Below are 25,953 nucleotides of genomic sequence, written 5' to 3' on the forward strand. Positions count from 1 at the left end.
AGTTGGAAGCCTTGAAAAACAAGGGTTAGCGTCCCCGGTTTGGTTAAAGCGCCTTTCTGGGCGGCGCCGGCGCCCTGGCGAAGGGCCGACGAGGCTTGACCCGCCGACCCGCTTGCGCGAGGCAGGGGCGTGATCCGCCGCCTCATCGACTTCGTGACCAACATGGACGCCCGCGCCTGGCGCACGGTGGCGGTGTCCTTCGTGCTGTTCGGCGGCGTGGGGATCGTCTTCCTGTTCGGGGCCCAGCTTCTGGGCCTGAACGGCGAGGTCGCGGTCGAGCAGTGGCTGACGGCCGCGCACGGCCCGTGGGCCCTGCCGGTGGCGGTGGGGGCGTTCGCGGCCCTGGCCTTCATCGGCGTGCCGCAGTTCGTGCTGATCGCCGCGGCGGTGGTCGCCTTCGGGCCCTGGACCGGCTTTTCCTATAGCTGGATCGGCACCCTGGTGTCGTCGATGATCGGCTTCTGGCTGGGCCGGGCCTTCGGGGCCAAGGTGCTGCGCGACTTCGCCGGCGAGGGCGTGGCCAAGTTCATGCGGCTGATCGGCAAGAACGGCTTCCTGGCCAGCCTGATCGTACGGCTGGTGCCGTCGGCGCCGTTCATCGTCGTCAACATGGCGGCCGGCGTAACGCCGATGAAGATCCGCGACTTCGCCGCCGGCACCGCCATCGGCATCATCCCCAAGATCGCCCTGACCGCCTTCGCCGGCAATTCGATCGTCCAGGCTATGAAGGGCGGCGGGCAGCGTCACATCGTGATGCTGGTGGTGGCGGTGGTCGTGTGGATCGTCGCGGGCCTGATCGCCCGCGCGTGGCTCAAGCGTCGCGAAGCGGCGGAGTAGGGGCCAGCACGGTCGGCTCCGGCGCGGGCGGCAGGCCCAGCGCCTCATAGGTGGCGGTCCGCCAAGCCTGGACCATCTGTCCGAACCACCTGACCCTCGCCGCGTCGGTCATGCCGTCGCTGCGTTCGATGCCGGCCACCCAGGTCTCGACGATGAACGGCAGGAAGGCCCGCGCCGCGTGGGCGCAGGCGGCGCGCGTCTCGCTGGACGCCTCGGGCGGCGGGGCGACGAAGGGCTCGGTCAGGCAGGCCAGCAGGCCGTCGCACGCCGTCGCCCAGGGCGCGGTCTCCGCGCCGCCTCGCGCCTCGCGCAGCAGCAGCAGGAAAAGCGTCGGGCGCATGCGGCCCATCTCGATCAGGGCGGCGATGCCCGAGCCGTACCCGCCCCAGGGCAGGGCGGCCACGGCCTCGATCTGGGCCAGGACCTCGCTGAACAGCGCGTCGACCAGCGCCTGCCGCGAGGGATAGAGGCGGTAGATCAGGATCTTGGCCATGCCCGCCCGGTCGGCGATGTGCTGCATGGTCGCCGTGTGCAGGCCCTTCTCGGCGAACACCGCCACTGCGGCGTCCAGCACGGCCTGGGACCGAGCATCGCGATCCACGCGCGGCTTGGGTTGGCCAGGACGGCCTCGGGGCGTCAGCACGCGGGGCGGATTTGCGAGGGTCATCTTCGGTGATATGTAAAATGAAACTATAAAGTTTCATATCTCTGGGGAGGGATTCGATGCTGGCTTCTAAGCTTTACCTCAAGGCATTGCCGCTGGTTTCAACCGCCACGATTATTGTCTCTCCGCTGACGGTCCAGGCGGGTCAGCCGGCCTCGTCGATCACCGCCGAGCGGCAGAAGGCGGTGGTCCAGGCGCTGCCCTTCGCGGACCGCCAGGACTTCGCCTTCGCCGACCGAGGGTTCCTGGGCACGCGGGCCGATCCCCTGATCAAGCGCGCCGACGGCCAGACGGCCTGGGACCTTTCGGCCTATGACTTCCTGAAGGGCGCGCCGCCGGCGACCGTGAACCCCAGCCTGTGGCGCCAGGCGCAGCTGCTGGCGCGGCACGGCCTGTTCCAGGTGTCCGACCGCGTCTGGCAGGTGCGGGGCTTCGACGTCTCCAACGTCACCTTCATCAGGGGCGACACCGGCTGGGTGGTCGTCGATCCGCTGACCACGGCCGAGACCGCCAAGGCGGCCTTCGAACTGGTCACGCAAAAGCTGGGCGCGCGGCCGATCAAGGCCGTCATCTACACCCACAGTCACAGCGACCACTTTGGCGGGGTGCGCGGCATCATCGACCAGAAGGACGTCGAGGCCGGCAAGGTCGCCATCGTCGCGCCGGAAGGCTTCATGAAGGAGGTGGTCAGCGAGAACATCCTGGCCGGCGCCGCCATGAGCCGCCGGGCTCAGTATCAATTCGGCCTGATGCTGCCGCCGGGCGTCGAGGGTCAGATCAGTTCGGGCATCGGCCAAGGCGTCGCCAAGGGCTCGATCACCCTCATCCCACCGACCCAGATCATCGACCATACCGGGCAAGAGCTTGTCCTCGACGGCGTGAAGGTGCGGTTCCAGTACACGCCCAATACCGAGGCTCCGGCGGAGATGAACCTCTATCTGCCCGACCTGCGGATTCTGGACATGGCCGAGAACGCCAACGTCTCGATGCACAACGTCCTGACCCCGCGCGGCGCCCTGGTGCGCGACAGCAAGGCCTGGGCCGACGACCTGACCGAGTCCATCCGCCTGTTCGCCGACCAGTCGGACCTGATGATCACCAGCCATGGCTGGCCGCGCTTCGGTCGCGAGACCGTCAAGACGTTCCTCGGCGAGCACCGCGACGCCTACAAGTACCTGCACGATCAGTCGTTGCGGATGCTGAACCTGGGCCTGACCGGCGACGAGATCGCCGCGCGGATCGAACTGCCGCCGACCCTGGCCAAGGACTGGTACAATCGCGGCTATTACGGCTCGATGAGCTTCAACAGCCGCGCGGTCTATCAGCGCTACATGGGCTGGTACGACGCCAATCCGGCCCACCTGTCCCCCGCGCCGCCGGCCGAGACCGGCAAGCGCTATGTCGCGGCGATGGGCGGGGCCGACAAGGTCAAGGCGATGGCCGCCGACTCCGCCAAGTCCGGCGACTATGCCTGGGCCGCGTCCCTGCTGAACCACGTCGTGATGGCCGACGACGGCGACACGGCCGCCAAGGACCAGTTGGCGGCGGTCTACGAACAGCTCGGCTACCAGACCGAGAACGCTATCTGGCGCAACATGTACCTGACCGCGACCGACGAGCTGCGCGGCGGAGTGCGCAAGCTGCCGGCCTCGATGGCCCCGCTGGACATGCTGCAGGGGCTGGAAAGCCAGTCGATCTTCGACGTCCTAGCCGTGCGCCTGAACGCCGAGAAGGTGGGCGACGCACACCTTGCGCTGGGCTTCGTGTTCCCCGACCGGAACGAGCGCTTCATCGTGGAAATCCGCAATCGCGTGTTGGTGGCGCAGCCGGCGAGGGGCGGCGAGTCGGTCGACGCGACCCTGACCGTCGCGCGGCCCGTCTTCCTGGACTCTTTGTTCCGGGGAACCTCGCTGCTGCCCAAGATCATGGCCGGGGAGGTCAAGCTTGAGGGCGATCGCGCCGCCTTGGGCCGGTTCTCGGGGTGGTTTGACGCCTTTCCGACCGATTTTCCGATCGTCACGCGCCTCAAATAGTTTGATGCTTGGATGGAAGTTGCGTTCCGTGCGGCCAATCGACCTCTGGGCGCAAAATGCTTGCTCGATTTTGGGGCGATGTGTAGAAAGTCGGCATGAACGTCGCGCGTGACCAGCTTCTGCTTCGGCTTATCAGCCCCTGGGCGCTCTAGGGTCACGCATCGCCGTGGCCGGGCGCGCAGGGGATGACTGACCCTCAAGCCGCCCCGCACGCAGACTCCTTCCGACGAGTAATTCCATGACCATCGTATCGCCCGCTGCTTTTGATAAGCGCGACAACGTCGTGATCTTCGACACCACCATGCGCGACGGCGAGCAGTCGCCCGGCGCGTCGATGTCGCATGACGAAAAGCTCGAGCTGGCCAAGATCCTCGAGGAAATGGGCGTCGACGTCATCGAGGCCGGCTTCCCGATCGCCTCGAACGGCGACTTCGCGGCCGTTAACGAGATCGCCAAGATCGTCAAGGACAGCACCATCGCCGGCCTGTGCCGCGCGCACCAGGTCGACATCGACCGCTGCGCCGAGGCCCTGAAGCCCGCCGCACGCGGCCGCATCCACGTCGTCATCGCCACCAGCGACCTGCACATGAAGCACAAGCTGCAGATGGAGCCGGACGCCGTCATCGACGTGATCGCCCGCTCGGTGACCCACGCCCGCAACCTGCGCGACGACGTCGAGTGGTCGGCCGAGGACGCCACCCGCAGCGACCGCCAGTTCCTGCGCCGCGCCATCGAGACCGCCATCAAGGCCGGCGCCACGACGATCAATCTGCCGGACACCGTGGGCTACACCTATCCGTCGGAATATGCCGACCTGTTCAGCTGGATGACCCAGAACGTCGAGGGCGCCGACAAGGTGATCTTCTCGACCCACTGCCACAACGACCTGGGCCTGGCCGTGGCCAACAGCCTGGCCGGCGTGCAGGGCGGGGCGCGCCAGATCGAATGCGCCATCAACGGCCTGGGTGAGCGCGCAGGCAACGCCGCGCTGGAAGAAGTGGTGATGGCCCTGAAGGTGCGCGGCGACAAGCTGCCCTACGAGACCAAGATCGACAGCACCCACATCACCCGCGCCAGCCGCTACGTCTCGGCCATCACCGGTTTCCCGGTGCAGTACAACAAGGCCATCGTCGGCAAGAACGCCTTCGCGCATGAAAGCGGCATCCACCAGGACGGGATGCTGAAGAACCGCGAGACCTACGAGATCATGACCCCGGAGTCGGTCGGCCAGGCGCCGTCCAGCCTGGTCATGGGCAAGCACTCGGGCAGCCACGCCTTCCGCGCCAAGCTGAAGGACCTGGGCTACGAGCTGGGCCAGAACGCCCTGAAGGAGGCTTTCGGCCGCTTCAAGGATCTGGCCGACCGCAAGAAGCACGTCTACGACGACGACATCATCGCCCTGGTCGATGACGCCCTGGCGCGCGGCTCGGAGAAGATCCGCGTCGCCCACCTGCGCGTCGTGGCCGGCACCGAAGGTCAGTCGGCCGAGCTGACCCTGGACGTCGACGGCCAGGAGCGCACCGCCGAGGCCACCGGCGACGGTCCCGTGGACGCCGTGTTCAACGCCATCCACAAGATCGTGCCGCACAGCGCCGCCCTGCGCCTGTTCCAGGTGCACGCGGTCACCGAAGGCACCGACGCCCAGGCCCAGGTCTCGGTCCGCCTCGAAGAGGACGGCCGCATCGCCACCGGCCAGGCCGCCGACACCGACACGCTCACGGCCTCTGCAAAGGCCTATGTGAACGCGCTCAACAACCTCTTCGCCCGTAAGGAAAAGAGCCGGCCCGAAGCGGCGATCGCCAGCGGGTTCTGATCCAGCACATCATTGTCATCCCCCGACTTGTTCGGGGGACCCATGCCGAGCTGGCCAGGCGCAATCCTGATTGTCCGCTTGGGTCCTCCGCATAAAGCGAGGGATGACAAAGGTTGGGTTGGCTCAAGCCGCTCGACGACCGCTGAAGGGCCGCGTCGCCAGGATCTCCGCCGACAGGTGAGCCTGAGGCTGGGTCTCCAGGCCCAGGTCGCGCAGGCTGTCGCACAGCTGTCTGCGCGGGGCTTCGTCGAGGAAGGCTCCCGCGTCGATGACCAGCGTCCCGCCGGGACGCAGCATCGTCATCGTGGAGGCCGCGACGGCGCGGGCGTCGGCCAGGGTCTCGCAGCCCAGGATCAGCAGCACGTCGCTCTGCTCGTCGGCCGCCCGGCAGGTGGCCTTGCGCGCCGCCTCGACCCGCTGATAGCCGCGTCGCCACAGCTGGCTCATCGCTTCTCCCGCGTCGGGGCCGGCCACGGCCACGAAGCACAACGGCGTGGACTGGGCGAGATCCAGCATGCGGTCGAGCGCCGGGTTGATCCCTTGCGTCGGAACGCCGAGCAGGAACTGCGCGGCCTGACGAATGGGGTGAAGCGACATGGTCCAAAGCCTTCTTCTGTAACGGCCGATCGGCCGACGACGCGTTTGTGCGCTCACGCCCCGCAAGGGCTCCATTCGGAAACAGGCCGTCCGCATAAGGGCGGCGTAAGGAACCGGTCCGATGACCATGATGTTCGGCGACAACCAGGGCGTTCTGCCCGAGACCTGGCGGACGATCGACGAGCGCACCGCCGCGTTCGGCTTCGACATGCCGTCCGAGGCCGACACCGGCGCCATGCTGCGCCTGCTGACCGCCTCCAAGTCGGGCGGCAGGTTTCTGGAGCTCGGCACAGGCACGGGCCTGGCGACCGCCTGCCTGGCGGCCGGGATGGGGCCGGGCGCGACCCTGGTCAGCATCGACACCGATGCGCGGGTTCAGGCCGTGGCCCGCGAGGCGCTGGGCGAGGATCCGCGCGTGACCTTCGTGCTCGCCGACGGCCTGGACTTCGTCCGCGCCCAGGCGCCGGCCAGCTTCGACCTGATCTTCGCTGACGCCTGGCCGGGCAAGTATGATGGCCTCGACGAAACCCTGGCCTTGCTGCGCCCCGGTGGGCTCTATGTCGTCGACGACATGCTTCCCCAGCCCAACTGGCCGGATAATCATCAGGACCGGGTTGACGACCTGACCGCGCGTCTGAAATCCCATCCCGATCTGGCGACCGTCAGCCTGTCCTGGGCCTCGGGTCTGGTCATAGCGGCGCGACGGTCATGATCTGGATCCCCATCACCATCGCCGCCGCCGGCTTGCAGGTGGCCCGCAACGCCGCCCAGCGCTCGGTCATGGGCGGGGCGGGGCCGTGGGGCGCGACCCTGGTCCGCTTCCTGTTCGGCTTGCCGTTCGCCACGCTGTTCGCCGTCCTGGCCTGGGTGCTGACGCCTGGCGCGGAGGCGCATCTGACGGCCTGGTTCTGGCTGGCCTGCCTGGCCGGCGCCGCAGCGCAGATGAGCGCCACGGCCGCGCAACTGGTGGCCATGCACCGTTCGACCTTCGCCCTGGGCACGGCGATGCAGCAGAGCGGCCTGCCGTTCGCCCTGGTCTGGGGCGCGCTGCTGTTCGGCGATCACATCCGCCCGATCACCTGGGCCGGCGGCCTGGTGGCGAGCGCCGGCTTGGCCGCCCTGACCTGGCCAAGGGGCGAGGTCGTCACGCGGCGCGGGGCGGTGCTGGCGGGGCTGGGCTCCGGCGCCCTGTTCGCCTTGAGCGCCAACTGCTTCCGCCAGGCCAGCCTCAGCTTCGATCCCGGCCACGTCGCGGTGTCGGCCTTCGTCACGGTGATGGTGGTCCAGGCCATCCAGACGACGGCCCTGACCAGTTTTCTGGCGGTGCGAAATCCCGACGCGCTGAAGGCGGTGGTCGCCGCCTGGCGTCAGTCGCTTGGAGCTGGCTTCTGCGGTGCGGCGGCGTCGGGTCTGTGGTTCACCGCCATGGCTCTCAGCCCCGTCGGACCGGTGCGCGCGGTGGGGGTGGTCGAGATGCCCATCGCCGCCCTGGCCGGACAGCGCCTGTTCGCCGAGCGTCTGACCAAGCTTCAGATCGTCGCCGGACTGATCACCGCGATCGGCGTGGTCATGGCCGCGCTGGGCTAGATTTCGCCATGATCGGGTGCTTGGGCCCCCTCATGAGAAAAGCCTTTAGCGGGGCCGCGAATAGACCTTGAAATCAACGCTTTCGCAGGGCAAACGGGCGACGTCGACGCGCCTTGGGGCAGTCAGACGACGGCGCGGCCAGGGGGCGGCGCTCCCGTCGTGTTCCAAGGCCGCAACGACCCGGATAAGACGGTGATTCAGGGGAATCATGTTGTCCTTGTCCGGCGGTGGTTTAGGAGCTTTAGCGCACGCGGATCCGGCCGCGTGTTTTGACCTCTCCTGATCCGCCCGCGCTGCGAATTTTCTACGTCTTGCCCCTCTATCCCTCAGTCAGGGCTTTCAATGTTTTCTTCCCTCTTCGGCGTAATCTCCAACGACATCGCCATCGACCTCGGTACGGCCAACACCCTTATCTACATGAAGGGCAAGGGGATCGTGCTGAATGAGCCGTCGGTGGTGGCGCTGCGCAATGTCGGCGGTCGCAAGATCGTCCACGCCGTCGGGATCGAGGCCAAGCAGATGCTGGGCCGTACGCCGGGTCACATGGAAGCCATCCGTCCGATGCGCGACGGGGTCATCGCCGACTTCGAAGTCGCCGAGGAGATGATCAAGTACTTCATCCGCAAGGTTCACAACCGCAAGGGCTTCGTGAACCCCAAGGTCATCGTCTGCGTGCCGTCGGGCGCCACCGCCGTCGAACGCCGCGCGATCAACGACAGCTGTCTGAACGCCTCGGCCCGCCGCGTCGGTCTGATCGACGAGCCGATGGCCGCCGCGATCGGCGCCGGCCTGCCCATCCACGAGCCGACCGGCTCGATGGTCGTCGACATCGGCGGCGGCACCACCGAGGTGGCCGTGCTGTCGCTGTCGGGCATCGTCTATTCGCGCAGCGTCCGCGTCGGCGGCGACAAGATGGACGAGGCGATCATCAGCTACATGCGTCGCCACCATAACCTGCTGATCGGTGAAACGACCGCCGAGCGCATCAAGAAGGAAATCGGCACCGCCCGCGCGCCGGCCGACGGCGAAGGCCTGTCGATCGACGTCAAGGGCCGCGACCTGATGCAGGGCGTGCCGCGCGAAGTCCGCATTTCGGAGAAGCAGGCCGCCGACGCCCTGGCCGAACCGGTCGGGCAGATCGTCGAGGCCGTGAAGGTCGCCCTGGAAGCCACCCCGCCGGAGCTGGCCTCGGACATCGCCGACAAGGGCATCATGCTCACCGGCGGCGGCGCGCTGCTGCGCGGCCTGGACGCCGAGATCCGCGACCACACCGGCCTGCCGGTCACCGTGGCCGATGATCCGCTGTCCTGCGTGGCCCTGGGCTGCGGCAAGGTCCTCGAGCATCCCAAGTGGATGAAGGGCGTGCTGGAATCCACCCTGGCTTAAGCCTAGAATCCGACAAAGGCGCCCGGGGGGCGTCGGGAGAAACTGTTCGTGCCCTTTCGCGAAGGTCCCCTTGGCGACCTGAAAGTGCCGCTCACCTGGACCGCGGCCGTGGCGTTGATCGTCGCGGCCGTGATCGCGGTGGCGTTCCTGCTGGCGGACCGCCGCGAGACTTTGCAGGACCACGCCTATGGCGTGACCCGCCAGACCGTCGACGTCGTCTCCAAGCCGGTCAGCGGCGCCATCGCCGCGCCGGGCCGCTGGACCGGCCTGGGCCTGGACTTCGTCCGCAGCTACTTCTTCACCGCCTCCGAGAACCGCCGGCTGAAGGCCGAGGTCGCCGAGATGCGCCAGTGGCGCGACCGGGCCCTGGCGCTGCAGGACACCAATGACCGCTACAAATCCCTGCTGGGCCTGAAGACCGACCCGCCGATCCCGATGGCCTCGGCCCGGGTGGTCAGCGATGCGCGCGGTCCCTTCGCCAACACCCGCCTGGCCGACGCCGGTTCGGAAAAGGGCGTGCTGGTCGGCAATCCGGTTCTCAACGAGCGCGGCTTGGTCGGCCGCGTGGTCGGCGTCTCGAACGGCGCCAGCCGCGTGCTGCTGCTGACCGACATCGCCTCGCGCACGCCGGTGATGATCGACCGCACCAACGCCCGCGCCATCCTGACCGGCGACGGCGGCCCCAATCCGAAGCTCGAATATCTGCGTGGGGTCGATCCGATCCAGCAGGGCGACCGGGTCGTCACCTCCGGCGACGGCGGCGTGGTGCCGCGCGGCCTGCCTGTGGGCGCGGCCGTCAAGGGCCTGGACGGCCGTTGGCGCGTGGTGCTGTTCGCCGACGACGCCGCCATCGACTTCGTCCGCATCCTGATGTTCAAGGATTTCGCCCAGCTGGCCGACCAGAAGCAGCTGGAGACCCGCAGCCTGCCGCCGGTGACCACCGAGGATCCGCAGACCTCGATCCTCAGCGCCGCGCCGCCGCCCGCGCCCAAGCCGACCCCGACGACCGCCCCGACGACGGGGACCGCCCCGGCGATCCCAGGCGCGACCGCGCCGAAGCCGGCGGCTGCGAAGCCCGCCGTCCCGCCCAAGCCCGCGGCGCCGAAACCCGCGACGCCCAAGCCGGCGGCGGCGACCCCGACCGCGACGCCTCCGCCGGTCCCGGCGACCACCGGAGCGCCGCGATGAGCATGCACGGCGCCAGGCCTCTGCACCCGGCGCGCTGGCTGGGCATCCCGCTCCTGACGTGCATCGTGGCGACGATCGTGTTCGCCGCGCCGATCCGCATCTGGGGCCTGCAACTGCCCGAGCCGGTGTTCGCCATGGTGCCGGCCTTCGCCTGGGCGCTGATCCGCCCCTCGATCCTGGCGCCGTTCGCGATCCTGCTGCTGGGCCTATTCCTCGACATCTTCTGGGGCGGCCCGACGGGCCTGTGGGGCCTGTCGCTGCTGGTCGCCTACGCCATGGTTCTGATCGCCCGCAACATGATGACCGGCCAGAGCCGGCCGATGATGTGGGCCTGGTTCGTCGGCGTCACGGCCGTGGCGATGCTGGCCGGCTTCCTGTTCTCGATGCTCGACAGCCTGGCCATGCCCAGCCTGCTGGCGGTGTTCTGGCAGTTCCTGGCCACCGCGCTGCTGTTCCCGTTCGCCCACCGTCTGGTCGATCGCTTCGACGACGCCGACGTGCGTTTCCGGTAGGGCGATGAGCGAACCGTCCATCCTCTTCTTCGAGGTCAATGAACGGCAGGGGGTCTTCCACCGCCGGGCGTTCCTGATGGGCGGTCTGGCGGGCGCGGGCTTGCTGGCCTTGGGCGGTCGCCTGGCTCAGCTGCAGCTCGTCGAGGCCCAGCGGTACCAGAAGCTGTCGGCCGGCAACCAGTTCAACTACCGCCTGACACCGCCGCCGCGCGGCCTGATCCTGGACCGCAACGGCGTGCCCCTGGCGTCCAACCGGCCCAACTTCCGGCTGATGGTGACCAAGGACAAGGACCTCGACGTCGAGGCCACGCTGGACGACCTGTCCAAGCTGGTGCCGATCGACGGCAGCCGCCGCGCCCGTATCATCAAGGACCTGGCTCGCGCCCCGCGCAAGGCGCCGGTGGCGGTGATGGAAGACATGACCTGGGAGGAGTTCTCCCGCGTCAACATCCGCGCGCCCGAGCTGCCGGCCGTGACCGCCGACATGGGCGAGGTGCGGGTCTATCCGTTCGGCGGGGCCTTCGCCCACGTCATCGGCTATGTCGCCAAGGTCTCGGACCGCGACCTGGAGGCGGCCAAGAACGATCCGACCCAGGACCAGGACCTGCTGCACCATCCGGGCTTCCGGATCGGCAAGCAGGGCGTCGAGAAAGCGTTCGACACTGCCTTGCGCGGCCGCGCCGGCGCCACCAAGGCCGAGGTCGACGCCCAGGGCCGGGTCGTACGCCTGGATCCCGAGGGCGACATCCGTCCGACCCCGGGCAAGGAGATCCGCCTCACCCTCGACGCCGACATCCAGAACCGGGCTCTCGAGGTGATGGGCGAGGAGAGCGGCGCGATCGTGGTGATGGACTGCCGCAACGGCGACATCCTGTGCATGGTCTCGGCGCCCAGCTTCGACGCCAACCGCTTCGTCAAGGGGCTGAGCGGCCCCGAGTACAAGGCCCTGGCCGAGTATGAGCGCAAGCCGCTGCTCGACAAGGCCATGACCGGCACCTTCCCGCCGGGCTCGACCTTCAAGCCGACCGTGGCCCTGGCCGCGCTGACCGCCGGCATCGACCCCGAGCAGCGAGTCAACTGTGGCGGCAGCTGGTACTATGGCGGCCGCAGCTGGCGGTGCTGGGAGCCCCGCGGCCACGGCTCCCAGAACATGCACGACGCCATCAAGAACTCGTGCGACATCTATTTCTATCAGACCGCTCTGCGCGTCGGGCCCGATCCCATCGCCGCCGCCGCGCGCGCCGTGGGTTTCGGCCAGATCTTCGACATCGGCATCCCCGGACAGAAGAAGGGGCTGGTGCCGGATCGGGCCTGGAAGAAGCGGGCCTTCAAGAAGAATCCGGCCAACCAGATCTGGTTTCCGGGCGAGACGCCCAGCTACGGCATCGGTCAGGGCGCCCTGAACGTCAACGCCCTGCAGTTGGCTGTGATGACCTCGCGGCTGGCCAACGGCCACAAGGCCCTGGTGCCGCGTCTGATCAAGTCGGTCGGCGGCGTCGAGCAGCCCAGCGGCGCGGCCGTGCCCGACCTGCCGTTCTCGGCCGAGCATCTGGCCTATGTGCGCGGCGGCATGGCGGCGGTCGCCAACGACGTGCGCGGCACCGCCTATCGGCAGAGCCAGCTGGGCCTCGGCGACGTGCAGATGGCCGGCAAGACCGGCACCGCCCAGGTCCGCAGCTATGACGGGGTGGCCAACCGCAAGGGCTCCGGCGCCGTCTGGCGGCTGAAGGACCACAACCTGTTCGTGGCCTTCGCGCCCTATGACGACCCGCGCTATGCGCTGTCGGTGATCATCGAGCACGGCGGCATGGGCGGCGCCACCGCCGGCGCGCCGCGCGCCCGCGAGGTCATGCGCGTCGCCCTGCTGAAGGACCCGGAGATCCGGGCGCGCATCGAGAAGCCCGCGCCGCTGCCGGATGCGCCGGTCGAGGACATCATCGAGGGCGCCGCGCCCGGGGAGCCGACCGAAGGCGCGCCACCCCCGCCGACCGCGCCGCAAGGACCGCACATATGACCCTCAGCGGCGGCCTCAGCCGGCCTGGCGAACGCGACCGGCCGATCATCAAGTTCATGGAGATCGACTGGACCTTCTGTCTGGTCCTGTGCCTGATCGCGGGCGCGGGCGCCCTGATGCTATTCTCGATCGCCGGCGCCGCCTGGGAGCCTTGGGCGGCCAAGCACCTGATCCGCTTCGGCATCTACTTCATCATCATGGTCGCCCTGGCCATGGTGGACCTGCGCATCTGGTTCATGGCGGCCTATCCGATCTACGTGGCGGGCCTGCTTCTGCTGGTCGCGGTCGAGGTGGTCGGCGACGTGTCGCTGGGCGCCCAGCGCTGGCTGTCGATCGGATCGTTCCGCTTCCAGCCCTCGGAAGTGATGAAGATCGGCGTCGTGCTGGCCCTGGCCCGCTACTATCACGGCCTGTCGGCCGACAGCGCGCGGCTGTCCTGGCGGCTGCTGATCCCGGCGGTGATGATCGGCGCGCCGGTGCTGCTGGTCGCCCACCAGCCGGACCTGGGCACCGCCGTGCTGATCGCGGCCACGGGCCTGGCCATCGTCGTGCTGGCGGGCCTGTCCTGGCGGGTGATCATCGCCGGCGCCGTCGCGGCCCTGGTCGCCATCCCGCCGTTCGTGCTGTTCGTGCTGCACGACTACCAGCGCAACCGGATCCTGACCTTCATGAACCCGGAGAAGGATCCGTCGGGCAACGGCTATCACATCCTGCAGTCCAAGATCGCGCTGGGCTCGGGCGGGCTGCTGGGCAAGGGCTTCGGCCTGGGTTCGCAGAGCCAGCTGAACTTCCTGCCTGAGAAGCAGACCGACTTCATCTTCGCCACCCTGGCCGAGGAATTCGGCTTCCTGGGCTGTTTCGGCGTGCTGTTCCTGTACGGCGCGGTGATCTTCATGGCCCTGCGCATCGCCTCGATCAGCCACAGCCACTTCGGCCGCCTGGCCGCCGCCGGCACGACCGCGACCTTCGCGCTCTATGTGCTGATCAACGGGGCCATGGTCATGGGCCTGGCCCCCGTCGTCGGCGTGCCGATGCCGATGCTGTCGTACGGCGGCACCGTCATGCTGACCGTGATGATCGGCTTTGGCCTGGTGCAGGCCGTGCGGGTCCACCGCTACACCGAGGTCACCAGCGGCAAGGGATCGCTGATGTGACCGACGCGGCGGGCGAGCTTCTGCCCGTCGTCGTCACACCGCGTCTGCGCCTGCGCTGTTTCCGGCCCGAGCACGCGCCCAGCCTGGCCGCCAACCTGACGCCGCCCGTCACGCGCTGGCTGGCCACCTGGCCCGCGATCGGTGGGGAGTGGTCCGGGGTCTATGGGCTGGATCAGCGGGTTTAGGCCGGGCTCGATGAAGACGCTCGAAATCTCGAAGCCCTAAATCCTTGTCATCCCGGAAGCCCCGCAGGGGCTGTCCGGGACCCAGGGGCCGGCGCATTGCGGTTGCCCCTGGGTCCCGGCTCTCCGCTGCGCTGCGGCCGGGATGACAAAAATGGGAGCTCAAGATGCGTGGCATTAAACCGCGCTGGAGCTTGGACCCCTAATAGTCCAGCTTCGGGTACCAGTCCGTCCCGCGACCGCCCGGCGTCATGTCGAGCACGTTCCACAGTGGGCTCATGTCCGGCGCGCCGCGCGGATCCTGGCCGGGATCGGCGGAGTCGCCCGTCATCTCGCCGCCCCAGAAGTGCCGGATCACCCCGTCCTGCCGGGTGAAGACGTTGAAGGCGGGTATCTCCGACCCGTCGGGCAACAGGCCGAAATAGGCGCGGGAATAGTTGTCGTTGAGGTCCTGGTAGAGCCGCAGGTTGCGCCAGCCGCGCTGGGTCTTGAACTCCACCAGACGTTCGACCGGCGAACGCGCCACCACCACCAGCGAGATCTTCTGGTCCAGGTCGGCGGCGTTGCCGTCCAGCGGGCCGAGCAGGGCGCTACACATCGGGCACGGCTTCTCGCGCTGGGGCCCGAACATGAAGCTGTAGACGGCCAGGGTGTCCTTGTCGCCGAACAGGCCGGCGAAGTCGGTGGGGCCGTCGACGCCGTTGAAATGGTAGTCGCCGATCACCTCTCCGCCCGGCGGCAGGGCGCGGCGCTGGGCGGCGACCCGCTCCAGATGGCGGCGCAGCTCGATTTCCTCGGCCAGCAGGGCGGTGCGGGCGGCGCGGTATTCGGCGCTCTCGTTGGGCCAGCGCACCGGGCCGCGTTCGGCGAGCTCGGCGGCGGGCGTGAGGGGCGGGGTGTCCATGCGGCGTTCTCCCTGGTGCGATTATAACCCCTGTAGGGCCCGGAGGGTTCGCTTGGCGCCAGGTTATGCCGGTCTCAGCGATCAAGGAAGAACGCGACGGAGGCTGCCGCTTGCGCCAGCGGCCTACGAGACCAGGGCCGCCTCGGTGGCGCGCACCAGGCCGTCGATGATCCCGGGCTCGGTCGAGGCGTGGCCGGCGTCCCAGATGATGTCGAAGCGGGCCTCGGGCCAGGCCTTGTGCAGCGACCAGGCGCTGTCCAGCGGCGTGACCACGTCGAAACGGCCCTGCACGATCCAGCCGGGGATGTGCTTGATCTTGTCGATGTTCTTCAGGATCCAGCCGTCCTGATCGAAGAAGCCCCGGTTGGTGAAGAAGTGGCATTCGATCCGCGCGAAGGCGATCGCGAAGTCTTCTTCGTTGAACTTCGGGGGACGCGCCTCCGGCCCTCGAAGCGAGATGGTGTCGCCTTCCCACTGGCTCCAGGCGGCGGCGGCTTCCAGCTGCACGCGGCGGTCGGGGGCCACGAGGCGGCGGTGATAGGCGGCCATCAGATCGCCGCGCTCGTCCTCGGGGATCGGGGCCAGGAACCGCTCCCACGCGTCGGGGAACAGCATCGAGGCGCCGTCCTGGTAGAACCAGCGCAGTTCCTTCTCGGTCAGCAGGAAGATGCCGCGCAGCACCAGGCCTTCGACCCGGTCGGGATGCTTGATGGCGTAGGCCAAGGCCAGGGTCGACCCCCAGGAGCCGCCGAACACGGTCCACTTCTCTATGCCCAGGTGCTCGCGCAGACGCTCGATGTCGTCGATCAGGCTCCAGGTGGTGTTGTCGTCGAGGCTGGCGTTGGGCCGCGAGCGGCCGCAGCCGCGCTGGTCGAACAGCGCCATGCGCCATTTGGCCGGGTCGAAGAAGCGCCGCATGGTCGGGTTGACCGCGCCGCCGGGACCGCCGTGCAGGATCACGCAGGGCTTGCCGCGCGGGTTGCCACACTCCTCGTAGTAGATTTCGTGGGCGCTTCCGGTCGGCATCCAGCCGAACGAGAACGGCTCGACCTCGCGAAAGAGACTGCGGCGGCCGGTCGACGACATGACGAGGGAGGAGGCGTTACGATCCATTCACCGAACCTAGCGCGCTTCATGACGTCCTGTGAACGGAAGATCGACCGCGCGGCGTTCGGGGATGCGTCTGGGCGTCGAGTTGCTATGTTCCTGTGATGGAGTCGCCTGAAGACCTTACCGACGAAGAGTTGCTGGACATGCTGAGCCCGCAGCAGCTGGACGAGCTGGACCGGACGATCGGCGAGACCTTCGCCGACGGCGGCGTCGATCGCGCCGAGGCCCTGTTCGCCCTGGCCCAGGTCTACACGATGCGCGCCGCCGAGCGGGACGAGACCTCAGCCCTGGCCATGCTGCAGCTGGCGGCCGCCATGCGCCGCCGCGCGGGCCTGATGCTGCGCTAGAGCGGGAAGCGGCGGTCCAGCCAGTCCAGGATCGTGGCGTTCACCTCGGCCGGCTTCTCCTGCTGGGTCCAGTGGCCGCTGCCCTCGATCAGCACTTTTTCCAGGTCGTCGATCTGGTCGCCCATGCGGTCGCAGAGGGACGGCGGCAGCACGATGTCGTGCTCAGCCATGATCATCAGGCACGGGATCCCGTCGATCCGCCGCGGCAGGTGCTCGGCCCGCAGCCAGTTGCGGCTGAAGTTGCGATACCAGTTGATGCCGCCGGTGAAGCCGGTGCGTTCAAAGCTCTGGGTGAAGACATCCAGCTCCTCGGGACGCAGGAACTGCAGCGGATCAGTGGCCGGATCGTAACGGGCCAGGCCTTCCTGCAAGGCCAGGCTCTTTCGCTCGGCCGGCCGCGCCGCGAAGGCTTCGACGCTGTCGCCGGGCGCGCGCATGAAGTAGCGGATGGTCTTGCCCGGATCCGCGCCCAGCTGGGCGTCGGCGACGCCGGGCTTCTGGAAATGGACGATGTACATCTGCTCGCCAAAGGCGTTGCGGTACATCTCGATGGGATCGATCGGCAGACGCGGCACGAACGGGGTGTTCAGGCCGATGATCCCGGCCACACGCTCGGGATGCAGCAGCGGCATGGCCCAGACGATGATGCCGCCCCAGTCGTGGCCGCAGAAGATCGCCTTGTCGACGCCCAGGTGGTCGAGCAGTCCCACGAGGTCGCCGGTCAGGTGGTCCATGTCGTAGGCCTCGACCGGTTCGGGACGGTCGGTCAGGCCGTAGCCGCGCTGGTCGGGGGCGATCACCCAGCGGCCGGCCGCCGCCAGGGCCGCGATCTGGTGGCGCCAGGAATAGGAGAACTCCGGAAAGCCGTGGCAGAAAACGACCGGAACGCCCTCGCGCGGGCCGGCCTCGTAATAGGCCATGCGGATGCCGTTGACCGTCGCAAACGACGGCTGCGGCATGGGCGGGGCGAGCGGGCGGTCCATGAACGTCTCCAGCCTTTTACCGATCACCCTGAGGGTTCGAACAACTGTTCGCAAGAAGGATAAAGGGTTCACGTCGCGTCAAACGAGAGTAGAAGCCCCCGCATGAACGCCGCCGCTCCGTCCGCCACGCCTTGGAGACTGGTCCTTCTGCTGGGGGCCCTGACGGCCTTCGCCCCGATGTCGATCGACATGTACCTGTCGAGCCTGCCGGCGATCGGCCGGACCCTGAACGCCGGACCCGACCAGACCCAGGCGACCCTGGCGGCCTTCTTCGCCGGCATGGCCATCGGCCAATTCGTCTATGGCCCGGCCTCGGACCGCCTGGGCCGCAAGGGACCGATCCTGTTCGGCGTCACGGTCTACATGCTGGCCTCGGTCGCCTGCGCCCTGGCCCCGACCATCGAGGCGCTGATCGCGGCCCGCTTCGTCCAGGCCCTGGGCGGCTGCGCCGGCGCCGTGGTCGCCCGCGCCGTGGTGCGCGACAAGTTCAGCCACGCCGACACCGCCCGGGTGCTGTCGCTGATGACCCTGATCATGGGCCTGGCCCCGGTCCTGGCCCCGCAGTTCGGCGGCCTGATCCAGCTGGCCGCCGGCTGGCGCGGCGTGTTCTGGACCCTGGCGGCCTTCGGCCTGATCATCGGCGTCTGGGTTTTCTTCGCCCTGTCGGAGTCGCGCTCGGCCGAGACCCTGGCCCAGGCGCGGTCAGAAAACCCGCTGAAGGCGTTCGGCGCGCTGCTGCGGATGCGGCGGCTGGTCGGCTACGGCCTGGCCGGCACGCTGAACGGCGCGGTGCTGTTCACCTACATCTCCGGCGGGCCGGACGTGATCATGAGCACCTACGGCCACTCGCCGCTGGTCTTCAACATCATCTTCGCCTTCAACGCTGTGGGCATCATCGGGGCCAGCCAGGTCAACCGCTTCCTGCTGCGCCGCACGACGCCGGATCGGGTGCTGATGCGCGCCAGCATCGCCTCGGTGACCTTCGCCTTCCTGCTGGCCGGCTGCGCCTGGACCGGTTTCGGCGGTCAGTGGACCGTGCTGCCGCTGTTGTTCATGGCCCTGTCGACCTATGGCCTGATGGGCGGCAACACCATGGCCGGCGCGCTCAGCGTCGATCCCCGGCGCGCAGGCTCGACCTCGGCCCTGATGGGCTCGGCCTCGTTCGGTTCGGGGGCCTTGGCCTCGTGGGTCAGCGGCCTGCTGCATGACGGCACGGCGCGCCCGATGGCCGGGGTGATGTTCGTCTGCCTGGTCGGCTCGTCCCTGGCCATCTTCCTGATCGCCCTGCCCAAGGGCGGGGTGAAAGACGAGGCTTAGGGGCGCATCGGACTAGATGCTCACCCTTTGGGGGAGCTGTCGCGGAGCGACTGAGGGGGTCGGTTTAAGCCGGAGAGGACCCCCTCCGACCCTCCGGGCCACCTCCCCCAGAGGGGGAGGATCAGCGCTAAACGGCCTTCTCCGGCAGCGTGAACGCCCGCCAGGCCAGCACCGCCCAGCCGATCATGAAGGCCAGGCCGCCGATCGGCGTCACCGCGCCCAGGACGCGCGGTCCGCCCAGGGCCATGGCGTAGAGCGAGCCCGAGAACAGCAGGGTCCCGGCCAGGAACAGGCCGGCGACCAGACCCATGCCCTTCGCGCCCGATCGCGCCAAGGCGAAGGCCCCGAACACTGCCAGTGCGTGGGTCATCTGGTAGAGCGATCCCGTCTTCAGCCATTCCACCGGCTTGGGCTCGGTGATCCCGTGGGCGGCGAAGGCGCCCAGCGCCACGGCGGAAAGGCCGCTCAGCGCCGCGAGACCGGTCCAGGTCCTGGGAGTCCACAAGGCCATGAGCTTGACGTTCCGTCACCGTTGCAATCGAGGGGCGCGACCTTAACGTTGTTCATCTGTCCGTAAAGCCGCCTCGTCAGAAGGCCGGCGCGGACGGATGGGAGGACGGCATGGCGCTCACCTGGGGCGACGATTACCCGATCCATCAGACGCCCGAACCGGTGGCCTACGCCGGCACGGATCGGAACTTCTACGATCGCTATTTCTTCAACGGCTACGCGCCGGAGGGAGACGGAAGCGACCTGTTCTTCGCCGCCGCCTTCGGCGTCTATCCGCATCTCAACATCGCCGACGCCGCCTTCTGCGTGATGAAGGACGGCCGCCAGGTGAACCTGCACGCCAGCCGCTGGCTGAACATGGAGCGGATGGACCTCCAGGTCGGGCCGATCCGCATCGAGGTGTTGGAGCCGCTCCGGCGTCTGAAGATCGTGGTCGAGGCGCCCGATCAGGGCGTCCGCGCCGAGATCGTCTTCGAGGGCCGCGCCTTCCCGGTGGAGGAGCCGCGCTTCATCCGCCGCAACGGCCCGCGCACCTTCATGGACTACACGCGCCTGACCCAGAACGGCCGCTATAGCGGCTGGATCGAGGTCGACGGCGAGCGGACGATCGTCAACGGCTTCGTCGGCACGCGGGACCGCTCGTGGGGCGTACGGCCGGTCGGCGTGCGCGATCCGCAGGAGTTGGCCCCGCCCGCGCCGATCCAGTTCTTCTGGCTGTGGTCGCCGTGCAATTTCGACGACGGCAGCCTGTTCTTCCACACCAATGACGACGAGCTGGGCCGGCCCTGGAACCGCCGGGCGTTGTGGCTGCCCGACGGCGAGCGCGAGAGCGGCGAGTTCGAACAGGCCGTCTGCGCCATCGACTGGCGGTCCGGCACGCGCCACGCCCAGGTCGCGACCCTGGACCTGGGAACGGGCGGTCGGGTGACGATCGCACCGCAGGCCGAGTTCTTCATGCTGGGCCTGGGCTATGGCCATCCGGCCTGGGCCCATGGCCTCAACCACGGCGAGCTGGCGGTCGAGCGCGAGGACTTCGAGACTTCGACGCTGGAACGGCGGATGCCGCACCACCTCCATGTGCAGGCCCTGAGCCGGGTCACCTATGTCGACGGCGACGGGCGCGAGCGCGTCGGGCGTGGGGTGTTCGAGCAGCTGGCGCTGGGGCCGCACGCGCCGTCGGGCTTCGCCTCGATCCTGGACGTGGCGCCATGACCCTGGCCGAGCGTCTGGAGACGTACCTGACCCGCCACTTCGGCGCGCCGACCACGGTCGAGGGCCTGTCGCGCATTCCCGGCGGGGCCAGCCGCGAGACCTATCGCTTCGACGCCGTGGTGGACGGTGCGGTCCGGCCGCTGATCCTGCGCCGCGATCCGACCGGCAGCCTGATCGAGACCGACCGCAATCTGGAATACCTGGCCTTCAAGTCGTTCCACGGCCGCGCGCCGGTGCCCGAACCCCTGGTGCGGGAAGGCGAGGGGACCGAGCTGGAGCGGCCGTTCTTCATCATGAGCCGGGTCGACGGCGGTGCGGCGGCCTCGCCGTTCACCGTCCAGCCCTATGGTGAGCACGCCCAGGCGATCGGCGAGGCCTTCTTCGCCGGCCTGGGCGCGATCGCCGCCGCCGATCCGTCGACCCTTCCCCTCGCCCAGGTCGCCGAGGCGCCCGCGCCGGAAGACTGCTGGCGGGTGGCGCTGGACCACTGGACCCAGGTGATCGAGACCGACGAGCAGCATCCCCAGCCGATCGTCCGCGCCGCCATCCGCCGACTGCGCCGCGACCCGCCGCCGCCCGCCGCCGCTGTGCGGGTGGTGCACGGCGACTATCGCACCGGCAATTTCCTGCATGACGGTCAGGGCAGGATCCTGGCCATCCTCGACTGGGAGATGGTGCATCTGGGCGACCCGCTGGAGGACCTGGCCTGGGCCATCGATCCCCTGTGGGGCCACTATGACGACACCCGCGTGGCCGGGATGATCCCGCGCGATGAGGCCCTGGCGATCTGGTCACGGGCCAGCGGCCTGGCTGTCGACCCCGACGCCCTGGCCTGGTGGGAGTTGTTCAGCGCCGTGAAGGGCCAGGCGATCTGGACCTCGGCCGCCAAGGAGTATCGCGACGGCGGGTTCAAGGACCCGATCCTGGCGATCTCCGGCTGGTACACCGCTCGCCGCCACGACCAGATCCTGGCCGACCGCCTGATGCGCCTGGAGGGCCTGTCATGACCCCGAGCCTGCCCGACATCCTGGTCGGCAACTTCCTGACCATCGCCGATCCGCCGCCGCCGGAATCGGCCGGCGAGTTCATGGCCGGCAAGGTCGGTGTGGTGGCCTTGCTGTCGCTGCTGGCCGCCCAGGAGGCCGAGCGCGGCCTGTCCGCCCGGATCTGGGAGAACGCCACCCTCCGCGCCGTGCTCGTCGAGGCGGCGCCGGTCCATGGCGAGGCGTTTGCGCAGGCGGGGGCGGGGACCGATACGGACGTCTCGCTGGGCGCGTTGGACCGCGCCAACGCCGTGCTGCGCCGGTCGCTGATCGCCCTGCACGAAGCGGTGGAGGCGGCCGGCGACACCGCGCGCGATCACGCCATCCTGCGGCTCTACGCGGCCATGGCCGACGCGCGACGTCTGGACATGCCGCCGCTGCCGGGACGGTGAGGCGAAACCTCGTCCTTCGACAAGCTCAGGATGAGGTTTTCGAATTCAACGGCCGTTCAATGGTCCTCACCCTGAGCCTGTCGAAGGGCGAGGACCAAGCACCGAGTGTGACGGCTAGGGTTTGCGCGATGCGTGCTTGGCGTGCTCGGCCTGTTCGGCCGGGGTGATGTCCAGGAAGCCCGGAGTCGCGGCGTTGTAGGCCGGGGTCTTGCCCAGATCCATGACCACGCTGCGATGGCCTTCCCAGACCATGTGCAGGGCGACATAGAGCACGATGGCCAGGCCGACGAAGCCGATCCAGCGGTGCTTGTGCAGCAGGTTGGCGATCGCCGAGGCGGCCAGGCCCATCAGCACGATCGACAGCAGCAGGCCGAAGATCAGCACGGCCGGATGCTCTCGAGCCGCGCCGGCCACGGCCAGCACGTTGTCCAGCGACATCGAGACGTCGGCGATCAGCACCTGCAGGAAGGCCTGCTTGAAGCTCTTCACCGGACGGGCGGCGGGCTGGGTGCTTTCGTCGCCGTCGACGCAGGCCACCGCGTTGGCTTGGTCGTGGGTCATCTGCTCGCGCAGCTCGCGCCACATCTTCCAGCAGACCCACAGCAGCAGGACGCCGCCAGCCAGCAGCAGGCCGATCACGCCCAGCAACCAGGTGGTGATCAGGGCGAAGCCGATGCGCAGGACCACGGCCGCGCCCAGGCCGTACAGGATGACCTTCTTGCGATCCTTGACCGGCAGGCCGCCCGCGGCGAGGCCGACCGCGACCGCGTTGTCGCCCGCCAGGACGAGGTCGATCATCATGACTTGCAGAAGGGCGAGGAGCGGACCTTGCAGTCCGCCCCCTTGAGCGATCAGGGCGTCAAACATGCTGCCTCAATGGGGCAGACCGCCCGCTCTGGCAAGAGCATCCCCTAGTGGGTGTGCTCGAGTTCTTTGCCGTGATGCGTATCGTGGCCATGCGCATGGTCGTCGTGCGCGTGGTCGTCATGGCCATGGGCGTCGTGACCGTGCGCATCGTGCGCATGATCGTCGTGGGCATGCGCTTCGGGCGCGGCGTGGCCGTGGTCGTCATGACCATGGGCGTCGTGCGAAGCGGCCGCGACCGGAGCCACATAGCCGACATGCTCGGCCGGCGCGTGCGGCTCGGGATGGGCTTCGGCGTGCAGGTCGCCGTGGCCGTCATGCGCATGGTGGTCGTCATGGCCGTGCGCGTCGTGGTGACCGTGGTCGTCGTGGCCATGACCGTGATCGTCGGCGTGGCCGTGGTGATCGTCATGGCCGTGGCTGACCGCCGAGGCCAGGGCCGCGCCGGCGACGGCGCCGCCGGCGGCCGCGACCATCGGGTTGACGTACGAGACGTGGGCCGTCTTCGGCGCCGGATCTTCCAGCTCCATCTCGTTGCGACCGTAGTCGGTGAGGGTGCGGAACTTGCGGCGGCGCTCGGCCTTGGCCTTGCTGGCCGAGGCGCTGCGCGAGATGCCGGCCAGGATGATCACCGCCAGCAGCACCAAGGCGCCGCCGAGAACCGACTTCAGCGGAGCGTCGCCGACGCCGGGCAGGTTCACGTCGCCGTCCAGGCTCTTGATGTTCAGCTTGGCCAGCAGGCTGGCGCCCTTGCTCTTCGCCTCTTCCTTCAGCGGCGCGACGCGCTTGACGATTTCGCCCAGCGAGAAGGATTCCGCCTTCTTGGCGCCGGTCAGGTCGACGCCGAATTCCGACTTCAGCTGGCCCTGGGCCTTTTCGCCCGGCTTGACCTGCCAGGCGAAGGTGGTGGGCTCGCCCGGCTTGACCACGGCGGTCTGCTTGCCGTTCGGCGTGACCTCGTAGCCTTCGCCCTGCAGGGTGGCGTAGGCGCTGGTCTTCTTGGCGGCCTTGGTCAGGCCCAGCTTGGCGGCTTCGGCCTTGATCATGTCGCCAAGGCTGGCGGGCAGGGACAGGGTGACCTGTCCCGCCTCGCCCTTGCCCAGGCTTTCTCCAGCGGCCAGAACTGCGTTCTTGGTGGCTTCAGGCGCGACGGCGGCCTGCAGCTTGTCGATCTTGGTCAGCGGCTTGGCCGGCGCGGCGGCTTGGGCCGGGATGACGGGCGTCGGGGCCTTGGCCAGCGGCGCGACCACCTTCGGCGGCGCGACGGGCTTCAGGACCGGAGTCGGGGCGACGGCCTTCGGCGCGGGCGCTGCGGCGGCCACCACCTTCGGCTTGGCCACGGGAACGGGCTTGGCCGCCGCGACGGGCTTGGCGACGGGCGCCTTCGCGGCGGGAGCGGGCGCGGCGTGCGCCACCGTGGCGGCGTGATAGGTCACGCGCGGAGCGTGATGGGTCTTCGGATTGGCGATCGGACGCATGGCCGTCACCAGCGTGCCGTCCGGGCGACGCCAGGTCTTCAGCATCGACGTCTTCTTGGGCGGCGGCGCGTTGGTCGACGGCGCGACGGTGACGGGGACCGGCTTGGTTGCCGCGGTCGGCGCGCCGCCCAGCAGCCCGTCGGGCGCGGCGGCGGCGTTCGGCGGCGGCGGGGCGCCCATCAGGTCGGGCGCCGAGTCGGCGCGGGCCTGCTCGACCGTCGCGGTCGGGGTGGTGTCCACCCCGTCGCTCGATCCGCATCCCGCCAGCATCAGCACGCTCAACGCCGAAGCGCTCAAAGCCACCAAACGCACATTACGTCCAAACATCGGGTCCCCCGATCCCATGTCAGATTTCTCCGTCGAGCGACGCTCGCGGAACACTGTCCACGAGAAGAGCATGAGCTTGCGACGAAATCAAAACGGTTAAAGAAGATTCACGAACCGATTTCATCCCCTGCGCGAAAGTCGTGACGCCTCGTAGAGCGCGATTGCCGCCGCGGCGGACACATTGAGACTTTCGAAGCCGCCAGGCATGGCGATTTTTCCCATGGCGTCACAATGCTCTGCGACCAGACGGCGGACGCCTTCACCTTCCGAACCCAGAACAAGCACGGTCGGACCGCCGTCCAGCACCACGTCGAGGGTTTCCTCGGCCTCGCCGGCCAGGCCGATGGCGCGCCAGCCCATGTCGGCCAGTTCCTCCAGCGCCCGGGACAGATTGACCACGCGCGCGTGCGCGACCTTGTCGATCGCGCCGACCGCCGTCTTGGCCAGCACCCCCGACAGGGCGGGGGCGTGGCGGTCCTGCAGGATGACGCCCTGGGCGCCAAAGGCGGCGGCCGAGCGGAAGATGGCGCCGACGTTCTGCGGGTCGGTGATCTGGTCCAGCATCACCAGGAAGCCCCGGCGGGTCTCGCCCAGTTCGGCGATCGACAGGGCCTCGGGCTCGTCGATCTTCAGGGCCAGGCCCTGGTGGGCGGCGCCCTGCGGCAGCAGCCGGGCGATCTCGGAACCTTCCATGATCTGCAGGCAGGACAGTTTCGCGAGATTCGGCGCGAGTCGCTTGGCCCGGTCCGGGGTGGCCAGAAGGCGTTTCGGAGCGGGCCGCGCGGGGTTGCCAAGAGCCGCCTCGACGGCGTGAATCCCCCAAATCCAGTCCTTTGCGTCTTCTGAGCTCTTGGAAAAGTTCTGCTTATTCCGTGGCTTGTGACTAAAATCACGTCCTGGCGCAGAAGGCTTCCGGCGGTCGTTGCGTTCGGAATGAGAGGACACTATAAGACGCGCTCCGATTTGGGGCCCTGAGGGTTTCCACGAGCCAGGGCGGCGCTGCTTTAGCACCGTCCGCCAGTGTTCGAGGAAGCTTTTGTTCCTTTTTCGCAGCGAACGGTTCGCCGATCGTCGTGGGGAAGGAAAGGTCGCATTGAGGTCTCTCTACGCGCGCTGGGGGAATGTCCCGAGTGGCAAAGGGGGGGGACTGTAAATCCCCTGGCGTACGCCTTCGCAGGTTCGAGTCCTGCTTCCCCCACCACGCGCGTGAGAGCCCCCTCGAGGCGGTCGAGACGGACCACAAAGCCAGAGACCGGGAGCCGACGCGACCCCGCTAGCCCGATGGGGTGTATGGGCGGGTATAGCACAGTGGTAGTGCAGCAGCCTTCCAAGCTGAGGATGCGGGTTCGATTCCCGCTACCCGCTCCAGCTCCCTATATATAACGACCCCATTCATAGCCGCCGGCGCGCAAGGTAGAGACCATGGCCAAGGAAAAGTTCGAACGCACTAAGCCGCACTGCAACATCGGCACGATTGGTCACGTTGACCACGGCAAGAC

The 25,953-nt window shown here is 68.5% G+C and carries 25 protein-coding genes, 2 tRNA genes and 2 pseudogenes; 19 read left to right on the top strand and 10 right to left on the bottom strand.

What is annotated here, in order from left to right; genetic code table 11:
• The first annotated feature begins 129 nt into the window (after positions 1-129).
• Positions 130-837, top strand: coding sequence for a TVP38/TMEM64 family protein (locus tag AC1RUS_RS20820; RefSeq protein ID WP_492918542.1), 708 nt, complete (start codon positions 130-132; stop codon positions 835-837).
• Here the strand turns inward: AC1RUS_RS20820 and AC1RUS_RS20825 are convergent.
• Positions 812-1,438: a TetR/AcrR family transcriptional regulator gene (locus AC1RUS_RS20825; protein WP_492918543.1), complete on the bottom strand. Its 627-nt coding sequence runs from the start codon at positions 1,436-1,438 to the stop codon at positions 812-814. The two genes, AC1RUS_RS20820 and AC1RUS_RS20825, sit on opposite strands and share 26 nt — an antisense overlap.
• Before the next feature lie 122 nt (positions 1,439-1,560).
• Here AC1RUS_RS20825 and AC1RUS_RS20830 point away from each other — a divergent pair, with 122 nt between their 5' ends.
• Both AC1RUS_RS20830 and AC1RUS_RS20835 read left to right on the top strand, forming a co-directional pair.
• Positions 1,561-3,534, top strand: coding sequence for an alkyl/aryl-sulfatase (locus tag AC1RUS_RS20830; protein WP_492918544.1), 1,974 nt, complete (start codon positions 1,561-1,563; stop codon positions 3,532-3,534).
• 238 nt (positions 3,535-3,772) lie between these two features.
• Positions 3,773-5,347: a 2-isopropylmalate synthase gene (locus AC1RUS_RS20835; RefSeq protein WP_492918545.1), complete on the top strand. Its 1,575-nt coding sequence runs from the start codon at positions 3,773-3,775 to the stop codon at positions 5,345-5,347.
• Between the two features lie 123 nt (positions 5,348-5,470).
• Here AC1RUS_RS20835 and AC1RUS_RS20840 read toward each other — a convergent pair whose 3' ends face one another.
• Positions 5,471-5,944: a hypothetical protein gene (locus tag AC1RUS_RS20840; RefSeq protein ID WP_492918546.1), complete on the bottom strand. Its 474-nt coding sequence runs from the start codon at positions 5,942-5,944 to the stop codon at positions 5,471-5,473.
• Positions 5,945-6,065: 121 nt separating this feature from the next.
• Between AC1RUS_RS20840 and AC1RUS_RS20845 the strand changes: the two genes are divergently transcribed.
• From AC1RUS_RS20845 to AC1RUS_RS20880, 8 genes are all read left to right on the top strand, one after another.
• Positions 6,066-6,656, top strand: coding sequence for an O-methyltransferase (locus tag AC1RUS_RS20845; protein WP_492918547.1), 591 nt, complete (start codon positions 6,066-6,068; stop codon positions 6,654-6,656).
• A complete protein-coding gene (locus AC1RUS_RS20850) occupies positions 6,653-7,531 on the top strand; it encodes a DMT family transporter (protein WP_492918548.1) in 879 nt (292 codons plus the stop codon). The genes AC1RUS_RS20845 and AC1RUS_RS20850 overlap by 4 nt, the downstream gene beginning before the upstream one ends.
• 342 nt (positions 7,532-7,873) lie before the next feature.
• Positions 7,874-8,917, top strand: coding sequence for a rod shape-determining protein (locus AC1RUS_RS20855; RefSeq protein WP_004623009.1), 1,044 nt, complete (start codon positions 7,874-7,876; stop codon positions 8,915-8,917).
• 48 nt (positions 8,918-8,965) lie between these two features.
• Positions 8,966-10,105: a rod shape-determining protein MreC gene (gene mreC, locus AC1RUS_RS20860; RefSeq protein WP_492918549.1), complete on the top strand. Its 1,140-nt coding sequence runs from the start codon at positions 8,966-8,968 to the stop codon at positions 10,103-10,105.
• On the top strand, positions 10,102-10,617 hold the full coding sequence (locus AC1RUS_RS20865) for a hypothetical protein (RefSeq protein WP_492918550.1): 516 nt from the start codon (positions 10,102-10,104) through the stop codon (positions 10,615-10,617). The genes mreC and AC1RUS_RS20865 overlap by 4 nt, the downstream gene beginning before the upstream one ends.
• 4 nt (positions 10,618-10,621) lie before the next feature.
• Complete coding sequence (gene mrdA, locus AC1RUS_RS20870; RefSeq protein WP_492918551.1) at positions 10,622-12,631, top strand: penicillin-binding protein 2; 2,010 nt, start codon at positions 10,622-10,624, stop codon at positions 12,629-12,631.
• Positions 12,628-13,785 carry a rod shape-determining protein RodA gene (gene rodA / locus AC1RUS_RS20875; protein WP_492918552.1) on the top strand — a complete coding sequence of 386 codons (1,158 nt, stop codon included), beginning with the start codon at positions 12,628-12,630 and terminating at the stop codon, positions 13,783-13,785. Before mrdA ends, rodA begins: the two co-directional genes overlap by 4 nt.
• The gene (locus tag AC1RUS_RS20880; protein WP_492918565.1) at positions 13,782-13,970 is read left to right on the top strand and encodes a hypothetical protein; all 189 of its coding nucleotides are present in this window, start codon (positions 13,782-13,784) and stop codon (positions 13,968-13,970) included. The genes rodA and AC1RUS_RS20880 overlap by 4 nt, the downstream gene beginning before the upstream one ends.
• Before the next feature lie 46 nt (positions 13,971-14,016).
• Here AC1RUS_RS20880 and AC1RUS_RS20885 read toward each other — a convergent pair.
• The 3 genes and pseudogenes from AC1RUS_RS20885 to pip form a co-directional block, all read right to left on the bottom strand.
• A pseudogene (locus AC1RUS_RS20885) lies at positions 14,017-14,145 on the bottom strand (hypothetical protein); the annotation flags it as partial.
• A 24-nt stretch (positions 14,146-14,169) separates the two neighbouring features.
• Positions 14,170-14,871: a DUF899 family protein gene (locus tag AC1RUS_RS20890; RefSeq protein ID WP_492918553.1), complete on the bottom strand. Its 702-nt coding sequence runs from the start codon at positions 14,869-14,871 to the stop codon at positions 14,170-14,172.
• A 123-nt stretch (positions 14,872-14,994) separates the two neighbouring features.
• Positions 14,995-15,984: a prolyl aminopeptidase gene (gene pip, locus AC1RUS_RS20895; RefSeq protein WP_492918554.1), complete on the bottom strand. Its 990-nt coding sequence runs from the start codon at positions 15,982-15,984 to the stop codon at positions 14,995-14,997.
• 98 nt (positions 15,985-16,082) lie between these two features.
• Here pip and AC1RUS_RS20900 point away from each other — a divergent pair, with 98 nt between their 5' ends.
• On the top strand, positions 16,083-16,328 hold the full coding sequence (locus AC1RUS_RS20900; protein WP_492918555.1) for a low temperature requirement protein A: 246 nt from the start codon (positions 16,083-16,085) through the stop codon (positions 16,326-16,328).
• On the opposite strand, the gene AC1RUS_RS20905 is transcribed toward AC1RUS_RS20900, so the two are convergent.
• Positions 16,325-17,311, bottom strand: a complete 987-nt coding sequence (locus tag AC1RUS_RS20905; protein WP_492918556.1) for an alpha/beta fold hydrolase — start codon at positions 17,309-17,311, stop codon at positions 16,325-16,327. The genes AC1RUS_RS20900 and AC1RUS_RS20905 overlap by 4 nt on opposite strands.
• Positions 17,312-17,413: 102 nt before the next feature.
• On the opposite strand from AC1RUS_RS20905, the gene AC1RUS_RS20910 reads away from it, so the two are divergent.
• Entirely contained in the window at positions 17,414-18,628 is a 1,215-nt protein-coding gene (locus AC1RUS_RS20910; protein ID WP_492918557.1) for a multidrug effflux MFS transporter, read from the top strand.
• Positions 18,629-18,755: 127 nt separating this feature from the next.
• Here AC1RUS_RS20910 and AC1RUS_RS20915 read toward each other — a convergent pair whose 3' ends face one another.
• On the bottom strand, positions 18,756-19,139 hold the full coding sequence (locus AC1RUS_RS20915) for a DUF423 domain-containing protein (RefSeq protein ID WP_492918558.1): 384 nt from the start codon (positions 19,137-19,139) through the stop codon (positions 18,756-18,758).
• Between the two features lie 110 nt (positions 19,140-19,249).
• Here AC1RUS_RS20915 and AC1RUS_RS20920 point away from each other — a divergent pair, with 110 nt between their 5' ends.
• The 3 genes from AC1RUS_RS20920 to AC1RUS_RS20930 are packed head-to-tail and all read left to right on the top strand — an operon-like array spanning position 19,250 to position 21,785.
• A complete protein-coding gene (locus tag AC1RUS_RS20920) occupies positions 19,250-20,350 on the top strand; it encodes an Rv3169 family protein (protein ID WP_492918559.1) in 1,101 nt (366 codons plus the stop codon).
• Positions 20,347-21,357 carry a phosphotransferase family protein gene (locus AC1RUS_RS20925; protein ID WP_492918560.1) on the top strand — a complete coding sequence of 337 codons (1,011 nt, stop codon included), beginning with the start codon at positions 20,347-20,349 and terminating at the stop codon, positions 21,355-21,357. The genes AC1RUS_RS20920 and AC1RUS_RS20925 overlap by 4 nt, the downstream gene beginning before the upstream one ends.
• Positions 21,354-21,785: a hypothetical protein gene (locus AC1RUS_RS20930; protein WP_492918561.1), complete on the top strand. Its 432-nt coding sequence runs from the start codon at positions 21,354-21,356 to the stop codon at positions 21,783-21,785. The genes AC1RUS_RS20925 and AC1RUS_RS20930 overlap by 4 nt, the downstream gene beginning before the upstream one ends.
• 114 nt (positions 21,786-21,899) lie before the next feature.
• On the opposite strand, the gene AC1RUS_RS20935 is transcribed toward AC1RUS_RS20930, so the two are convergent.
• From AC1RUS_RS20935 to rlmB, 3 genes and pseudogenes are all read right to left on the bottom strand, one after another.
• Complete coding sequence (locus AC1RUS_RS20935) at positions 21,900-22,652, bottom strand: TerC family protein (RefSeq protein ID WP_492918562.1); 753 nt, start codon at positions 22,650-22,652, stop codon at positions 21,900-21,902.
• 44 nt (positions 22,653-22,696) lie between these two features.
• The gene (gene stpX, locus AC1RUS_RS20940) at positions 22,697-24,454 is read right to left on the bottom strand and encodes a stalk-specific protein StpX (protein ID WP_492918563.1); all 1,758 of its coding nucleotides are present in this window, start codon (positions 24,452-24,454) and stop codon (positions 22,697-22,699) included.
• Positions 24,455-24,561: 107 nt separating this feature from the next.
• Positions 24,562-25,399 (bottom strand): annotated as a pseudogene (gene rlmB / locus AC1RUS_RS20945) (23S rRNA (guanosine(2251)-2'-O)-methyltransferase RlmB).
• A 170-nt stretch (positions 25,400-25,569) separates the two neighbouring features.
• On the opposite strand from rlmB, the gene AC1RUS_RS20950 reads away from it, so the two are divergent.
• The 3 genes from AC1RUS_RS20950 to AC1RUS_RS20960 all read left to right on the top strand — a co-directional run.
• Positions 25,570-25,655, top strand: a tRNA-Tyr gene (locus tag AC1RUS_RS20950).
• Between the two features lie 93 nt (positions 25,656-25,748).
• Positions 25,749-25,822 (top strand) — tRNA-Gly (locus tag AC1RUS_RS20955).
• Positions 25,823-25,876: 54 nt separating this feature from the next.
• Positions 25,877-25,953, top strand: a 77-nt coding sequence (locus tag AC1RUS_RS20960) for a hypothetical protein (RefSeq protein ID WP_007443273.1), incomplete at its 3' end; no start/stop codon positions are given.

Source organism: Caulobacter sp. GW821-FHT10F06, from assembly GCF_058809215.1.

What these genes read in the sequence shown, in the direction of transcription:
- AC1RUS_RS20830 (WP_492918544.1), top strand. Translation starts at nt 1,561, where the DNA reads ATGCTGGCTTCTAAGCTTTACCTCAAGGCATTGCCGCTGGTTTCAACC.
- AC1RUS_RS20920 (WP_492918559.1), top strand. Translation starts at nt 19,250, where the DNA reads ATGGCGCTCACCTGGGGCGACGATTACCCGATCCATCAGACGCCCGAA.
- AC1RUS_RS20900 (WP_492918555.1), top strand. Translation starts at nt 16,083, where the DNA reads ATGGAGTCGCCTGAAGACCTTACCGACGAAGAGTTGCTGGACATGCTG.
- AC1RUS_RS20915 (WP_492918558.1), bottom strand. Translation starts at nt 19,139, where the DNA reads ATGGCCTTGTGGACTCCCAGGACCTGGACCGGTCTCGCGGCGCTGAGC.
- AC1RUS_RS20865 (WP_492918550.1), top strand. Translation starts at nt 10,102, where the DNA reads ATGAGCATGCACGGCGCCAGGCCTCTGCACCCGGCGCGCTGGCTGGGC.
- AC1RUS_RS20855 (WP_004623009.1), top strand. Translation starts at nt 7,874, where the DNA reads ATGTTTTCTTCCCTCTTCGGCGTAATCTCCAACGACATCGCCATCGAC.
- rodA (WP_492918552.1), top strand. Translation starts at nt 12,628, where the DNA reads ATGACCCTCAGCGGCGGCCTCAGCCGGCCTGGCGAACGCGACCGGCCG.
- AC1RUS_RS20845 (WP_492918547.1), top strand. Translation starts at nt 6,066, where the DNA reads ATGACCATGATGTTCGGCGACAACCAGGGCGTTCTGCCCGAGACCTGG.
- AC1RUS_RS20890 (WP_492918553.1), bottom strand. Translation starts at nt 14,871, where the DNA reads ATGGACACCCCGCCCCTCACGCCCGCCGCCGAGCTCGCCGAACGCGGC.
- AC1RUS_RS20905 (WP_492918556.1), bottom strand. Translation starts at nt 17,311, where the DNA reads ATGGACCGCCCGCTCGCCCCGCCCATGCCGCAGCCGTCGTTTGCGACG.
- stpX (WP_492918563.1), bottom strand. Translation starts at nt 24,454, where the DNA reads ATGTTTGGACGTAATGTGCGTTTGGTGGCTTTGAGCGCTTCGGCGTTG.
- pip (WP_492918554.1), bottom strand. Translation starts at nt 15,984, where the DNA reads ATGGATCGTAACGCCTCCTCCCTCGTCATGTCGTCGACCGGCCGCCGC.
- AC1RUS_RS20850 (WP_492918548.1), top strand. Translation starts at nt 6,653, where the DNA reads ATGATCTGGATCCCCATCACCATCGCCGCCGCCGGCTTGCAGGTGGCC.
- mrdA (WP_492918551.1), top strand. Translation starts at nt 10,622, where the DNA reads ATGAGCGAACCGTCCATCCTCTTCTTCGAGGTCAATGAACGGCAGGGG.
- AC1RUS_RS20840 (WP_492918546.1), bottom strand. Translation starts at nt 5,944, where the DNA reads ATGTCGCTTCACCCCATTCGTCAGGCCGCGCAGTTCCTGCTCGGCGTT.
- AC1RUS_RS20935 (WP_492918562.1), bottom strand. Translation starts at nt 22,652, where the DNA reads ATGTTTGACGCCCTGATCGCTCAAGGGGGCGGACTGCAAGGTCCGCTC.
- AC1RUS_RS20925 (WP_492918560.1), top strand. Translation starts at nt 20,347, where the DNA reads ATGACCCTGGCCGAGCGTCTGGAGACGTACCTGACCCGCCACTTCGGC.
- AC1RUS_RS20930 (WP_492918561.1), top strand. Translation starts at nt 21,354, where the DNA reads ATGACCCCGAGCCTGCCCGACATCCTGGTCGGCAACTTCCTGACCATC.
- AC1RUS_RS20910 (WP_492918557.1), top strand. Translation starts at nt 17,414, where the DNA reads ATGAACGCCGCCGCTCCGTCCGCCACGCCTTGGAGACTGGTCCTTCTG.
- AC1RUS_RS20835 (WP_492918545.1), top strand. Translation starts at nt 3,773, where the DNA reads ATGACCATCGTATCGCCCGCTGCTTTTGATAAGCGCGACAACGTCGTG.